10 protein-coding genes are annotated in these 13452 nt (G+C 67.8%); 4 read left to right on the forward strand and 6 right to left on the reverse strand.

Annotation, left to right across the window (positions count from 1 at the left end):
• The first annotated feature begins 21 nt into the window (after positions 1 to 21).
• The gene (locus B9P64_RS10850; protein WP_085316250.1) at positions 22 to 840 is read left to right on the forward strand and encodes a DUF4198 domain-containing protein; all 819 of its coding nucleotides are present in this window, start codon (positions 22 to 24) and stop codon (positions 838 to 840) included.
• Entirely contained in the window at positions 837 to 1823 is a 987-nt protein-coding gene (locus tag B9P64_RS10855; protein ID WP_235839964.1) for an FAD:protein FMN transferase, read from the forward strand. The genes B9P64_RS10850 and B9P64_RS10855 overlap by 4 nt, the downstream gene beginning before the upstream one ends.
• A gap of 9 nt (positions 1824 to 1832) precedes the next feature.
• On the opposite strand, the gene B9P64_RS10860 is transcribed toward B9P64_RS10855, so the two are convergent.
• The 3 genes from B9P64_RS10860 to hrpA form a co-directional block, all read right to left on the reverse strand.
• A complete protein-coding gene (locus B9P64_RS10860) occupies positions 1833 to 2516 on the reverse strand; it encodes a Fe2+-dependent dioxygenase (protein WP_085316251.1) in 684 nt (227 codons plus the stop codon).
• Positions 2517 to 2590: 74 nt separating this feature from the next.
• On the reverse strand, positions 2591 to 4777 hold the full coding sequence (locus B9P64_RS10865) for a TonB-dependent receptor (protein WP_085316252.1): 2187 nt from the start codon (positions 4775 to 4777) through the stop codon (positions 2591 to 2593).
• A 206-nt stretch (positions 4778 to 4983) separates the two neighbouring features.
• Positions 4984 to 9249, reverse strand: coding sequence for an ATP-dependent RNA helicase HrpA (gene hrpA, locus B9P64_RS28020; protein WP_085316253.1), 4266 nt, complete (start codon positions 9247 to 9249; stop codon positions 4984 to 4986).
• 101 nt (positions 9250 to 9350) lie between these two features.
• Here hrpA and argA point away from each other — a divergent pair, with 101 nt between their 5' ends.
• Positions 9351 to 10700: an amino-acid N-acetyltransferase gene (gene argA / locus B9P64_RS10875; RefSeq protein WP_176256799.1), complete on the forward strand. Its 1350-nt coding sequence runs from the start codon at positions 9351 to 9353 to the stop codon at positions 10698 to 10700.
• A gap of 139 nt (positions 10701 to 10839) precedes the next feature.
• Here the strand turns inward: argA and B9P64_RS10880 are convergent, their stop codons facing one another.
• Positions 10840 to 11541, reverse strand: coding sequence for a response regulator transcription factor (locus B9P64_RS10880; protein WP_085316255.1), 702 nt, complete (start codon positions 11539 to 11541; stop codon positions 10840 to 10842).
• Entirely contained in the window at positions 11538 to 12227 is a 690-nt protein-coding gene (locus tag B9P64_RS10885) for a sensor histidine kinase (protein ID WP_085316256.1), read from the reverse strand. The genes B9P64_RS10880 and B9P64_RS10885 overlap by 4 nt, the downstream gene beginning before the upstream one ends.
• A gap of 107 nt (positions 12228 to 12334) precedes the next feature.
• Between B9P64_RS10885 and B9P64_RS10890 the strand changes: the two genes are divergently transcribed.
• The gene (locus B9P64_RS10890) at positions 12335 to 12610 is read left to right on the forward strand and encodes an oxidative damage protection protein (RefSeq protein ID WP_085316257.1); all 276 of its coding nucleotides are present in this window, start codon (positions 12335 to 12337) and stop codon (positions 12608 to 12610) included.
• A 118-nt stretch (positions 12611 to 12728) separates the two neighbouring features.
• Here B9P64_RS10890 and phoU read toward each other — a convergent pair whose 3' ends face one another.
• The gene (gene phoU / locus B9P64_RS10895; protein ID WP_085316258.1) at positions 12729 to 13430 is read right to left on the reverse strand and encodes a phosphate signaling complex protein PhoU; all 702 of its coding nucleotides are present in this window, start codon (positions 13428 to 13430) and stop codon (positions 12729 to 12731) included.
• Positions 13431 to 13452 lie beyond the last annotated feature (22 nt).

Consider the following 13452-nt stretch of genomic DNA (forward strand, 5'->3'; position numbering starts at 1 on the left):
GCAGCACCGGAGAACCGCGACATGAAGAACCCATCCCGCAAGCTCGTCCTGCGTGCCGCCCTGGCCGTGCTGCTCGGCGCCGCTGCCGTGGCGCCGGCCGCCGCCCATCATCTGTGGCTGCTGCCGTCGTCGACGGTGCTGGCCAAGTCGCAATGGATCACGGTCGATGCCGCCGCGTCGGACGACCTGTTCTATTTCACGCATGTCGGCGTGCCGCTCGACGATCTGGCCGTGACCGCGCCCGACGGCAGCCGCGTGACGCCCGACAATCCGCAGCGCGGCCGGTTGCGCAGCAGCTTCGATCTCAGGCTGGAGCAGCCGGGCAGCTACCGGCTGGCGCTGGCCGGCCACAACGCGCTGGCCAGCTACACGCTCAAGGGCGAGCAGAAGCGCTGGCGCGGCCCGGTCGGCAAGCTGGCCGGCGAGATCCCGGCCGAGGCCGAGAACCTGGAAGTGATCGAGCAGATCGTCCGCGTCGAGTCCTTCGTGACCGTGGGCAAGCCGAGCGCGCTGGTGCCGAGCGGTCGCGGGCTGGAGCTGCAACCGGTCACCCATCCCAACGATCTGGTCAGCGGCGAGCGCGCGAGCTTCCGGCTGCTGCTCGACGGCAAGCCGGCCGCCGGCATCGCGCTGACGCTGCTGCCCGGCAACACGCGGTTTCGCGACGATCCCGAGGCGGTGAAGCTGACGACCGATGCGACCGGGCTGGTCAGCCTGACGCTGCCGGCGCCCGGCCTCTACTACCTCGACGCCGATGCGAAGGACGACCGCACCAGCGTGCCGAAGGCAAAGGAACGCCGGCTGGCCTATGGCGCGACGCTGGAAATCCAGGCCAAGTGACCGCAGCGGTCGAGTGGTTCACCGGCGAGCGCATGGGAACGCGCTGGACGGTGAAATTCGCGCGGCCAGCCGATGCCAGCCCGACGCCGGCCCTGCCCGCGCTGCGCGCCGCCGTCGAGCGCGAGCTGGATCTGGTGATCGCGCAGATGAGCGTGTGGGACGCCGATTCCGATCTCAGCCGCTTCAACCGCGCGCCGGCCGGCCACTGGCAGACGCTGCCCGAGCCGCTGTTCGAGGTGCTCGATTGCGCGCTCGATCTGGCGGCGCGCTCGGCCGGCGCCTATGACCCGACCGTCGCGCCGCTGGTGCGGCTGTGGGGCTTTGGCGCCGGCCAGCCGCGCGATGAGCGGCCGCAGCGCCCGCCGCCCCGCGCCGAAGCCATCGCCGAAGCCCGCGCCCGCATGGGCTGGCAGCGCTTGCAGCTCGACCGCGAGCGGCGCGCGCTGCGCCAGCCGGGCGGCATCGAGCTCGATCTGTCGTCGATCGCCAAGGGCCATGCGGTCGACCGCGTGGTGGCCTGCCTCGCGGCGCTCGGCATCCGCGATGCGCTGGTCGACATCGGCGGCGAGCTGCGCGCCAGCGGCCAGCGGCCCGACGGCCAGCCCTGGCGCATCGCCATCGAGCCGCCCGATCTCACCTTCGACGCCGAGCTGCCGCCGCGCGTGCTGGCCCTGCGCGAACAGGCCGTCGCCACCTCGGGCGACAGCTGGCATGTCTTTGAATGCGACGGGCGCCGCTACGGCCACACGCTCGATCCGCGCAGCGGCTGGCCGCTGGCGCACCGGCTGGCCGCCGTCACCGTGCTGCATGCGAGCTGCATGCGGGCCGATGCGCTGGCGACCTGGCTTGCGGTGCTCGGCGCCGACGCCGGGCTGGCGCTGGCCGAGCGGCTCGGCATCGCCGCGCTGTTCGTCGAGCGCGACGAGCGCGGCGGCAGCGAGCGCTTCAGTTCGGCGATGGCGCCGCTGCTCGACGCCGCCTGAACCGGCCGCTCACAGCTCCGACCACATGCGCAGCAGGTTGTGATAGCAGCCGGTGAGCTGCACCCGGGCGCGCTCGTCGGCGCCGCTGGCGGCCAGCCGTTGCAGTGCGCAGTCCATGTCGAACAGCAGGCTGCGCCGGCCGTCGTCCTTCACCAGGCTTTGCACCCAGAAGAAGCTCGCCACGCGGGCGCCGCGCGTCACCGGCTCGACCCGGTGCAGGCTGGTCGACGGGTAGACGACCATGTCGCCGGCCGGCAGCTTGACGCTGTGGGTGCCGTAGCTGTCCTCCACGCGCAGCTCGCCGCCGTCGTACTCGTCGGGCGCGCTCAGGAACAGCGTGCAGGACAGATCGGTGCGCAGCCGGCCGCCGCCGGGCAGCAGCCGCACCGCGTTGTCGATGTGATCGCCGAAGTGCTGGCCGCCGGCATAGCGGTTGAACATCGGCGGATACACCGCATTGGGCAGCGCCGCGCCGATGAACAGCGGATTGCGCTCGATGGCCGCCAGCAGCTGCTGGCCGAGTTGCATCGCCAGCGCGCTGGCCTCGTCGAGCTGGGCATTGCGCTTGACGCGCGCGCCCTGGTGGCCGGCGGTGGCCAGGCCGTCGATCCAGGGCGCGTCGGCAGCGTCGAGCGCGCTGCGCATCCGGGCAATTTCATTGGCGCCGAGCACGGCGGGAATGCGCACAAGCATGACGATCCACCTCGAATGAAAACGGCAACGCCGGCACGCAAGGCGCCGGCGTCGGATTGGCTAGGCGCCGGCCATCAGAACCGGTAGGCCAGCGACAGCAGCGCGGTGCGGCCGCGCGTCGGCGTGGCCCGGCCGCCCGAGGCGCCCTCGAAGTAGTAGGCGTCGGTCAGATTGCGCAGGTTGAGCCGCAGCGTGTATTTGCGCTGGATCCAGGCCGCCGTCGCATCGAAGCGCGCATAGCCGGCGATCTCGGCGGTCTCGAAGTTGTTCAGCGTGCGCTTCGACGACAGCGTGCTGCCGGCGCCCAGCTCGACCTCGCCGAGCGGCTTCCAGGTGGCCCACAGCGTGGCGTTGTGGCGCGGCGTGTTGGGATAGGCATGGCCTTTTTCGGACAGGCCGGCGTTGTTGCCGGTGCCGATCACCTTGCTCGACAGGATTTCGCTGTCGAGCAGGGTGTAGCCGGCCAGCAGCTGCACCGTGTCGGTCAGCTTGCCGGCGGCGCTCACTTCAAAGCCCTGCACCCGCACCTTGCCGGTCAGGTCGACCAGGCCGGTCACCGGATCGGTGGTGCGTGCATCGGTCTTCTCGATGCGGAACACCGAGGCCGCGAGCGACAGCGCGCCGCCGTCCAGATCCCATTTGCCGCCGGTCTCGAAGGAGCGGTTCTTTTCCGGCGCCACGTTCACATTGGCGGCGGTCACGGTCACGGTCTCGGCCGACGGATTGAACGAAGTGCCGAAGGACGCGTAATAGCTCGCCACCTCGTCGGGCTGATACAGCACGCCCAGACGCGGGCTGAGCTTGGCGTCGGTACGGCCCGGCAGATTGGCCGGCGCCTTGGCCACATAGTCGTAGCCGGTCTGCTCGCTGTGATAGCGGTCGTAGCGCAGGCCCGCGACGAGCTTCCACTGCTTGGTGAGCGCAACCTCGTCGTTGGCGAAGAAGGCCACGGTGCTGGCATCGGTGTTGGTGGTGCTCGACAGGAAAGTGCTGCCGGCCCGATCCACCGTCGCCGGATCGCCCAGGTTCACATTCACATTGGTCGGCGTCCAGCCGGTGCGCTTGAAGCGATAGCTGTCGGTGCCGACCTCGGCGCCGGCCGTGAGCTTGTGGCCGATGGCGCCGGTGGCGAATTCGGTGATGACTTCGGTCTGGTTGAACAGCGAGCGGTCGTCGACCGTGCGGTTGCGGTCCTGGCGCTGGGCTTGCAGGTATTGCAGCGGCGTGTACCAGTTGACGGTGGTGCCGGCCGGCGCGCCCGGCGCCACGCTTACCGTGCCGAGCGGTGTCGGCGAGGCATCGATGCGGTAGTTGCTGAACTGGGTCTGGTTGCGCAGCCGGGTGGTCGGCGTGAGCTTGTGCTCGACGGTGAGACCCACCACCTGCACGTCCTGCTTGAAGTAGTCGTCGGCATAGCCATAAAACCGGTTGGCCGGCGCCTTGACCGGATGCGCGACCGTGCCCACGCCGGTGCCCACCAGCGGAAAGCCGTAGTCGGGCACATCGCTGTTGTGCTGGAACAGGCCCGACACGGTGATCTCGGTCGGCGTGCCGATGCCCAGGCGCAGCGACGGCGCCGCGCCGTAATCCTTGTTCTGCACCACGTCGCGGGTGGACTTGATGTCCTGGCCGAAGGCGTTCAGGCGCAGCGCGGCGGTGTCGGACAGCTTGCTGCCGACGTCGGCGGTCACGCGGTAATAGCTGTCGGTGCCGACGGTGGCGGTCACCTCGTCCACCGGCCGCAGCGTGGCGCGCTTGCTCGACTGGTTGATGACGCCGCCGGTCGAGCCGCGACCGAACAGCATCGACGCCGGGCCCTTGAGCACCTCGACCGCCTCCAGAAAGAAGGTGTCGCGCGAGTACTGGCCGCGATCGCGCATGCCGTCCAGATAGATGTCGGTACGCGCCGAAAAGCCGCGCAGATTGATGTTGTTGCCGATCTGGCCGCCCTCGCCGGCGCCGATGGTGATGCCCGGCACATTGAGCAGCGCATCGGTCAGCGAAGTCGCGCCCTGGGCTTCGAGCACCGCGCGATTCACCACGTTGACCGTCTGCGGAATATCGCGCAGGGCCTCGGGCAGCTTGCCGCCGACCGAGCTGATGCCGGTCGCGTAATCGCTGTCGCGGGTGGCGCCCACGCGCACTTCGGGCAGCACCGGCTGGGCGGCGGGCGCGGTCTGGGCGGCGGCCGGCAGCGCGGCCGGAAGCGAGACGGCGACCGCGATGGCGGCCGCAAGCGGATGCGATGTGTAGACGGACATGACTTCCCCGAGGAGGTTGAGGCTCTGGCTGGGGAGTCAGTCGATGCGCTGGGCGCTGCTGACCTGCCTGGCTGGCTGGCGGGATTGGTCCTTGACAGGAATCAATCCACTTTGAGAATGGTTCTCATTGTTGTTCAAGCTGCCAAGCCTGACAAGACCGGAAATGAAATTGCCGCAAGGCAGCAACATTGCTGCGGCAGCCGCGCTCAGTCGCGCAGCGCTTCCCACACCTTCTGCAGGCGCTTGACGCTCACCGGCATGGGCGTGCGCAGCTCCTGGGCAAACAGGCTGATGCGCAGCTCCTCCAGCAGCCAGCGGAACTCGTCGAGCCGGGCATCGGCCACGCCCTTGCGCGCGGCCAGCTTGCGTTGCAGATGGGTGAGCAGCGGTTGCAGCTCGGCCAGCCGCGCGCTGTCGCGGGCCGGATCGGCGCGCTGCTTGTCGATGCGCGCACCGATGCCCTTGAGATAGCGCGGAAAGTGCGCGAGCTGGGCATAGGGATGGCGCGCGAGAAAGTCGGGCGTCATCAGCGCGCCGAGCTGGCCGGCGATGTCGGCATGCGTGGGCGCAAACGCCTTCACCTGCGGCAGCTTCTTCAGCGCCGCCGCGTACTCGGCCAGGATGCCGGCGGCGAGCCGGGCGATCTCCTGCGCCAGCAGGCTCAGGCGGCCCCGTCCGTCCTGCACCCGGGCGCGGAACTGCTCGGCGGTGGCCGGCAGCGGATCGGCAAGGCAGGCGCGCTCCAGCGCCAGATCGAGGATCTGCTGCTTGAGCTCGGCCTGACTGCCGAGCGACATGAACTGCACCGCCATCTGCGACAGGCCGGGGATGTTCTTGTCGAGGTACTTGAGCGGCTCCTTGAGTTGCAGCGCGACCAGCCGCTTGAGCCCGCGCCGGTGTGCGCGCGCCGCCTCGTCCGGCTCGTCGAAGACTTCGAGCCGGCAATGCGTGTCGGCATCGACCAGCGCCGGATAGCCGATGAGCACCTGGCCGCCCTTGCGCTGGATCTCGACCAGCTCGGGCAGCTCGCCGAAGGTCCAGTCGGTGAACTGGGCGTCGCCGTCGAGCCGGGCCGGGCCGGATTGCGGCTTGCCGGCGGGGGCGCCCTTGCCGGCGGCGTTTGGCGCGCCGGCATGGCCTGGCGGCTGGGTCGCCCCCGCCTTGCCACCGTTGCCGCCGCCCGCCCGCAGCGCGCCTGCAAGCCCTTGCAAACCGGCCAGTCCGGCGCGCGCTGGCGCGGTCGCAGCCGGCGCGCCCGGACCGGCCGCCTCGGCCGGTGCCACGCCGTCGCCGATCAGCCCCGGCATCGCCACCGCCGCCGCCAGCTTCTGGAATTCGGCGCGCGCATTGCGGCCAAGCTCGGCCCGCAGCGCGCCGAGCGAGCGCCCGATGCCGAGCTGCCGGCCGTGCTCATCCACCACGCGGAAGTTCATCGCCAGATGCGCCGGCAGCGTCTCGCGCTTGAAATCGGACACCAGCACATTGAGCTGGCGCTGGGCGCGCAGATCGGCGATCAGCGCCAGCACCAGATCGCCGTCGCCGGCCGCCGGATGGCGCGCGACAAAGCCTTCGGCGTACTCGGGCAGCGGCACGCAATGGCGGCGCAGCTTCTGCGGCAGGCTCTTGATGAGCAGCTGCGCCTTCTCCTTGACCATGCCCGGCACCAGCCAGTCGCAGCGCGCCTCGCTCACGAGGTTGAGCGCATAGAGCGGCACGCTCAGCGTCACGCCGTCGCGCGGACTGCCCGGCTCGAAGTGGTAGTCGAGCGCCATTTCCACGCCGCCGAAGTTGGTCTTCTTCGGGAACTGGTCGGTCGTGATGCCGGCCGCCTCGTGGCGCATCACATCGTCGCGGCTCAGGAACAGCAGCCTGGGTTGCTGGCGCGCGGTGTCGCGGTACCAGCCTTCGAACTCGACCGCGCCGACCGCCTCGGGCGGCAGCAGCGCGTCGTAGAAGGCGTGGATCAGCGTCTCGTCCACCAGCACGTCGAGCCGGCGCGACTTGTGTTCGAGCTGCTCGATCTCGCGCACCAGCTTGAGGTTGTGCTCCAGCATCGCGGCCGCGCCCCGGTCGCGCGGCTCGTAGTCGCCTTCGACCAGCGCATTGCGGATGAAGATGTCGCGCGCCTGGGTGGCATCGAGCTTGGCGAAGGGCACGCGGCGGCCGTGATAGATCGTCAGGCCGTAAAGCGTGGCGCGCTCGAAGGCGCTGACGCGGCCGCTGCGCTTTTCCCAGTGCGGATCGCTGTGGTTGCGCACCAGCAGATGCGGCGCGAGTTTTTCGAGCCATTCAGGCTCGATCCTGGCGACGGTGCGCGCGAACAGCCGCGATGTCTCGACCAGCTCGGCGGCCATCAGCCAGCGGCCGGCCTTCTTGGCCATCGTCGAGCCCGGCCAGATGAGGAAGCGGATGCCGCGCGCGCCGGTGTAGAAGGCGTCGCGCTGCTGCTTGCCGTCGTCGTCGGTCTTGCAGCCGATGTTGCCGAGCAGGCCCGCGAGGATGGCGGAATGCAGCCGCTCGTAGGCGACCGCGTCCTTGGACAGCGCTTCGATGCGCTTGAAGGCGGCATCGAGGTGATCGGGCTCTGCGCTGGGAGCTTGTGGGCAGCCGCGCCGGGCCGTGGTGTCGCCGGCCGGAGCGGGCGTTTCGGCTGCCGGGGCGGCAGCGGGCGCAGAGCCGAAATCCCAGCCCAGCTCCGCCATCGTCGAATGCAGCTGGCCGTGCACATCGCGCCATTCGCGCATGCGCAGCGGGTTCAGGAAGTTGGCCTTCAGCTCGTCGCGCAGCCTGGCGTTGCTCTTCTTGTGCTGGAGCGCGTGCTCGTGGAAGGCCCAGCGCTTGAGGATGGCGAGAAACTCGCTGCGCTCATCCGCAAAGCGCTTGTTGGCGATGTCGGCGGCCTGCTCCACGGCGGCGCCGGCGCCCATCGGCGGGCGCTCGCGCGGGTCTTGCGTGGACAGCGCGGCGGCGATCACCGTCACGTCGGCCAGGCAGCCGCTGTCGCGCGCGGCAATCAGCATGCGGCCGATGCGCGGATCGAGCGGCAGCCGCGCCAGCTCGCGGCCGATGGCCGTCAGCTCGTTGCGCTCGTCGAGCGCGCCCAGCTCCTGCAGCAGCGCATAGCCGTCGGCCACCGCGCGCCCGCTCGGCGCCTCCACGAACGGGAACTGCTCGATGTCGACCAGCCGCAGCGACTTCATCCGCAGGATCACCGCCGCCAGCGACGAGCGCAGGATTTCCGGATCGGTGAAGCGCGAGCGGTTGTTGAAATCGGCCTCGTCGTAGAGCCGGATGCAGATGCCCGCCGCAACCCGCCCGCAACGCCCCGCGCGCTGATTGGCCGAGGCCTGACTGATCGGCTCGACCTGCAACTGCTCGACCTTCTGCCGATAGCTGTAGCGCTTGACGCGCGCCGTCCCGGTATCGATGACGTAGCGGATGCCCGGCACGGTCAGCGAGGTCTCGGCCACATTGGTCGCCAGCACGATGCGGCGGTTGTTGCCCGTGGGCCGGAACACGCGGTCCTGCTCCTCGGCCGACAGCCGCGCGAACAGCGGGATCACCTCGGGATGGACGCCGCCGCGCGTGTGATGCTGCTTGCGCAGCGCCTCGGCGGCCTCGCGGATTTCGCGCTCGCCGGGCAGGAACACGAGGATGTCGCCGCGCCCTTCGCTCGACAGTTCGTCGACCGCGTCGAGGATGGCGTCGTTGAGGTCGCGCTCCTCGCGGTCGCGCGCGCGGACTGCGTCGGCGCGGGCGCCGGCCGGGTCGGTGGCCGGGCGCTGGCGCGATTCGTCCATGCGCGGGTCGCCGTAGGGCCGGTAGCGCACCTCGACCGGATACATCCGACCGCTGACCTCGATGACCGGCGCCGGCCCCTTGGCCGAGGCGAAATGCTCGGCAAAGCGCGCCGCGTCGATGGTCGCCGACGTGACGACGATCTTCAGGTCGGGCCGGCGCGGCAGGATCTGGCGCAGATAGCCGAGCAGGAAGTCGATGTTGAGCGACCGCTCGTGCGCCTCGTCGATGATGATCGTGTCGTAGGCGCGCAGCAGCGGATCGCTCTGGGTCTCGGCCAGCAGCACGCCGTCGGTCATCAGCTTGACCGAGGCGCCCGGCGACAGCTTGTCGTTGAAGCGGATCTTGTAGCCCACGTGCTCGCCCACCGGCGAGCCGATCTCGACCGCGATGCGCTTGGCGACCGACGTGGCCGCGAGCCGGCGCGGCTGGGTGTGGCCGATGAGGCCGGTGCCGCCCGCGCCCAGCCCGCGTCCGAGCGCGAGACAGATCTTGGGCAACTGGGTGGTCTTGCCCGAACCAGTCTCGCCGCTGACGACGACGACCTGATGCTCGCGCAGCGCGCGCGTGATCTCGTCACGCCGGGCGCTGACCGGCAGCTCTTCGGGAAAGGTGATGGGAGGGACGGGGTTGGCTGGCGGGCGCCGTTCGGCCCGGACGCGGGGTTCTTGCATCGCGCGGATTATAGAATTTCGTCCCTTTTTCCCCTGACCCAGACTGACCTTCCATCGTGTCCGAGCCACCTGCTGCCACCCTCGCGCCTGCCCCCGCCACCGTGCCCTATTCCCCAGCCTCTCCCGCCGCACCCGACGACGCCGCCAGCCGCGCCCAGTTCGTCGACTGGTTCCGCGCCGTCGCGCCCTACATCCACGCGTTCAAGCGCAAGGTCTTCGTCATCGCCTTCCCCGGCGAGATGGTGCAGGCCGGCAAGCTCACGCAAACCGTGCAGGACGTGGCGCTGCTGCGCGCGCTCGGCATTCGCGTGGTGGTCGTGCACGGCTGCCGACCGCAGATCGAGGAACAGCTGCGGCTGCGCAACGCCGAAAGCCGCTTCCACGCCGGCCGCCGCATCACCGACGACGCCACGCTCGAATGCGCCAAGGAAGCCTCGGGAGAAATCCGGCTCGACATCGAGGCCGCGTTCTCGCAGGGCCTAGCCAACACGCCGATGGCCAATGCCGACATCCGCGTGATGTCGGGCAACTTCGTGACCGCCAAGCCGGTCGGCGTGGTCGACGGCGTCGATTACGAGCACACCGGCGTGGTGCGCAAGATCGCCATCGACCAGATCCAGCTCGCGCTCAATTCGCGCGCCGTCGTGCTGCTGTCGCCGCTCGGTTTCTCGCCCACCGGCGAGGCCTTCAACCTGTCGATGGAAGACGTGGCGACCAGCATCGCCATCGCCCTGCGCGCCGAGAAGCTCATCTTCCTCACCGAAATCCCCGGCGTGGTCAACGAACTCGGCGAGCTCATCCGCGAGATTTCCGAGCGCTCGGTCAAGTCGCTGCTGGCCACCGGCCGGCTCGAAGCCGACACCGCCGTCTATCTGCAAAGCTGCCTGCGCGCCTGCGAGGCCGACGTGCCGCGCGCCCACATGATCCCGTTCAGCATCGACGGCGCGGCACTGCTCGAAGTCTTCACCCACGACGGCGTCGGCACGATGGTGAGCCGCGACGACCTGGAATTTCTGCGCGAAGCCGGGCCCGACGACGTCGGCGCCATCCTCACGCTGATCGAGCCGCTCGAAGCCGACGGCACGCTCGTACCGCGCGGCCGTGGCGTGATCGAGCGCGACATCTCCGCCTTCTCGATCATCGAGCACGACCGGCGCATCTTTGGCTGCGCCGCCTTGCATGCCTATCCCGACCAGCGCATGGGCGAGATGGCCTGCCTCACCGTGCTGCCCGACGCGCAAGGCATGGGTGACGGCGAACGGCTGCTCAAGCACATCGAGCAGCGCGCCCGCGAAGAAGGCCTCAACCGCATCTTCGTGCTCACCACCCGCACTGCGCACTGGTTTCTCAAGCGCGGATTCGTGCAGGGCAGCCTCGATTCGCTGCCGCCCGAAAAGCAGCGCGCCATCGACCGCTCGCGCAACAGTCAGGTCTACATCAAGCAGCTCTAGCCCGGGCGCGGCGCGCGAGTACCGGCACCGCGCCAGGGAGTACCGGCAATTCGCCTGGCATCGCCAAAACAAAAAAACCCGCGATTTGCGGGTTTTTTTGTTGCAAAGCAATCCGGCAGTCGTAAAGCACTGCGCCGGATCAGTTGCCGCGCTCGACCCACTGAGTGGCAAAACGCGTCAGTTCAGCCGCCTTGCGAATGCCAAGCTTTTCACGCAAGTTGGCACGATGCGCCTCGATGGTCTTGGCGCTGCGCCCGAGTTTCTCGGCGATGTCCTGAACCGAAAGCCCCTGACCGATCAGCCGCAGAATCTCGAATTCGCGGTCGGTGAGATTGTCGATGAAACTCACCGAATCGCCGGCATTCAGGTAGCGCTGCAGCATGATCGTCTGCATGCGATCGCTGACGTAAACGCCGCCCTTCAACACCTTGCGAATTGCCAGCAGCAGCCGATCCGAGGCTTCCTGCTTCATCACATAGCCCTTGGCCCCGGCGCGATAGGCCCGATCGCTGTAGAGCGACTCGTCGTGCATGCTCATCATGATGATGGGCAATTCGGGGCGAATTTCCACCAGCCGCTTCACCAGATCGATACCGCTCATGCCCGGCATCGAAATATCGACGATTGCCAGATCAAGTTCGGTATTGCTGATGACATTGATCGCTTCTTCAGCATCGCCAGCTTCGGCAACCACCCGCAAATCGGGTTCGCGATGGAGCAGTTCGGCAATGCCATGGCGCACGATGGTGTGGTCGTCGACGATGACGATTCGTGCAGGTGCCTGCGGTTCGATTGCGCCGTTGGCGCCAGCCGTTTCATTGCCAGGCTGTTCGTTGATCATTCCAATTCTCCGTCTCCGGGCGGTTCCTCGAGCGTCTGAGCCTTGCGCTCGTCTACCGTCACCGAAACCCCTACCGGTCTTTGCAGCTTGCGAAACGCAATCTTAGCGCCGATAAGCTGGGCCCGATAACGCATTCCTGCCAATCCCATTCCAGAATTGTTGTCGACGTCGCTTGCAAACAGCGCACCGTCGTTGGAAATGGTAAGAACAATGTTCGAATGCTTTCCGCCGCGTCGCGGCTTGAGTTCGAGCTCGATATCGATGCGGTTGGGATGGCCATGCTTGATGGCGTTATTCACCGCTTCCTGCGCAATCCGGAACAGATGATGCGAAACATACTGACTGACGATGTGGACCGGTTCGTCATTGATGAAGCGGCATTCGATCTTGAATAGATCGGCCACATCGATCGCCATCTGGCGCAAGGCCGACATCAAGGCGTTGTCCTCGTCGCCCACCGGACGCAATCCATGCGCCAGATTTCGCGTCATGGAGACGGAACGATTGATGAGTTGAACCAGCTTTTCAGCATCGCTGGCTTCTGCGGCACCCTTGTCGGCGAGCTTGCGCGCAAGGGCCTTGGCCAGAAATGCAATGCCGGTCAGATGCTGACCGAGCCCATCATGCAATTCCTGACCGATGCGTTCTTGTTCGCGCTCGGTCGCCTTCAGGATGCTGCGCTGCATTGGAATTACAATGCTGTTCACATTACCTCCGAACGGGCGGGTTTCGAGTCTAACCCAGCTGAAGCGACGCCCGCCGACAACCGAGCAGCACTCACACGAGGCCCGCCATGCCGCGCACCATCCATTGCATCAAACTCGACAAGGAAGCCGAAGGTCTCGACTTCGCCCCCTACCCCGGCGAACTCGGCAAGCGCATCTATGAACAGGTCAGCAAGGAAGCCTGGCAGGGCTGGCTCAAGCACCAGACCATGCTGGTCAACGAGAACCGCCTGAGCCTGGCCGACCCCCGCGCGCGCCAATACCTGGCCAAGCAGATGGAGAACCATTTCTTCGGCGACGGTGCCGACGCGGCCCAGGGCTACGTGCCGCCGACCGCTGCCTGAGCGACGGAAGCTGCCAGCGGCAACGCCGGCAGCTGCAAATGCAAACGGCGGAACGCAGTCGATGCGTTCCGCCGTTTGCATTTGCGGGAGCGGCCAGCTCGGCCGCCCCAGGGAGCGATCAGTCGCGCACGACGCTCTGCTCGAACTCCTCGATCGCCAGATGCCGCACATCGCGGCCCTTGACCATGTAGATCACGTATTCGCACATGTTCTTGGAATGGTCGCCGATGCGTTCGAGCGCCTTGGCGATGAACAGCAGCTCGATGGCACGCGAGATGGTGCGCGGGTCTTCCATCATGTGCGTGATGAGCTGGCGGATGATCGAGGCGTACTCGACATCGACCGCTTCGTCTTCCAGCACCACGGCCGTGGCCCCGGCCACATCCAGCCGCGCATAGGCATCGAGCGCACGGCGCAGCATGCCGATCGCGGTGTTTTCCAGATGCTTGAGTTCCACGCGCGGCAGATGGACCCGATTGGCCTCGGTGATGGCCTGGGCCATGCGCGAGATCTTCACCGCCTCGTCGCCGACCCGTTCGAGGTCGGTAATCATCTTGATGATGGTGTGGATTACCCGCAGGTCGCCGGCCGCCGGCTGGCGCCGCGCAATCATCTGCGTGCAAGCCTCGTCGATCTCGATTTCGAGCCGGTTGACCTGCTGGTCGCCCGAAACCACCGAGTTCACCAGCGCGAGATCGCCGCTGTCGAGCGCCTCGACCGCCTTGCTGATCTGCTGCTCGACGAGCCCGCCCATCTGCAGAACCTTGTTGCGGACCGCTTCGAGTTCGCTGTCGTATTGCTTGGAGGTGTGATCGCTCATCTGGACACTCTGGTGGGGCGTG

Source organism: Derxia lacustris (genome assembly GCF_002105195.1).
Taxonomy (GTDB): Bacteria; Pseudomonadota; Gammaproteobacteria; order Burkholderiales; family Burkholderiaceae_E; genus Derxia; species Derxia lacustris.

Excerpts from the sequence above, each read along its gene's own strand:
- phoU (WP_085316258.1), bottom strand. The coding sequence starts at position 13,430 with ATGAGCGATCACACCTCCAAGCAATACGACAGCGAACTCGAAGCGGTC.
- B9P64_RS10865 (WP_085316252.1), bottom strand. The coding sequence starts at position 4,777 with ATGTCCGTCTACACATCGCATCCGCTTGCGGCCGCCATCGCGGTCGCC.
- B9P64_RS10880 (WP_085316255.1), bottom strand. The coding sequence starts at position 11,541 with ATGATCAACGAACAGCCTGGCAATGAAACGGCTGGCGCCAACGGCGCA.
- B9P64_RS10885 (WP_085316256.1), bottom strand. The coding sequence starts at position 12,227 with ATGCAGCGCAGCATCCTGAAGGCGACCGAGCGCGAACAAGAACGCATC.
- B9P64_RS10850 (WP_085316250.1), top strand. The coding sequence starts at position 22 with ATGAAGAACCCATCCCGCAAGCTCGTCCTGCGTGCCGCCCTGGCCGTG.
- hrpA (WP_085316253.1), bottom strand. The coding sequence starts at position 9,249 with ATGCAAGAACCCCGCGTCCGGGCCGAACGGCGCCCGCCAGCCAACCCC.
- B9P64_RS10860 (WP_085316251.1), bottom strand. The coding sequence starts at position 2,516 with ATGCTTGTGCGCATTCCCGCCGTGCTCGGCGCCAATGAAATTGCCCGG.
- B9P64_RS10890 (WP_085316257.1), top strand. The coding sequence starts at position 12,335 with ATGCCGCGCACCATCCATTGCATCAAACTCGACAAGGAAGCCGAAGGT.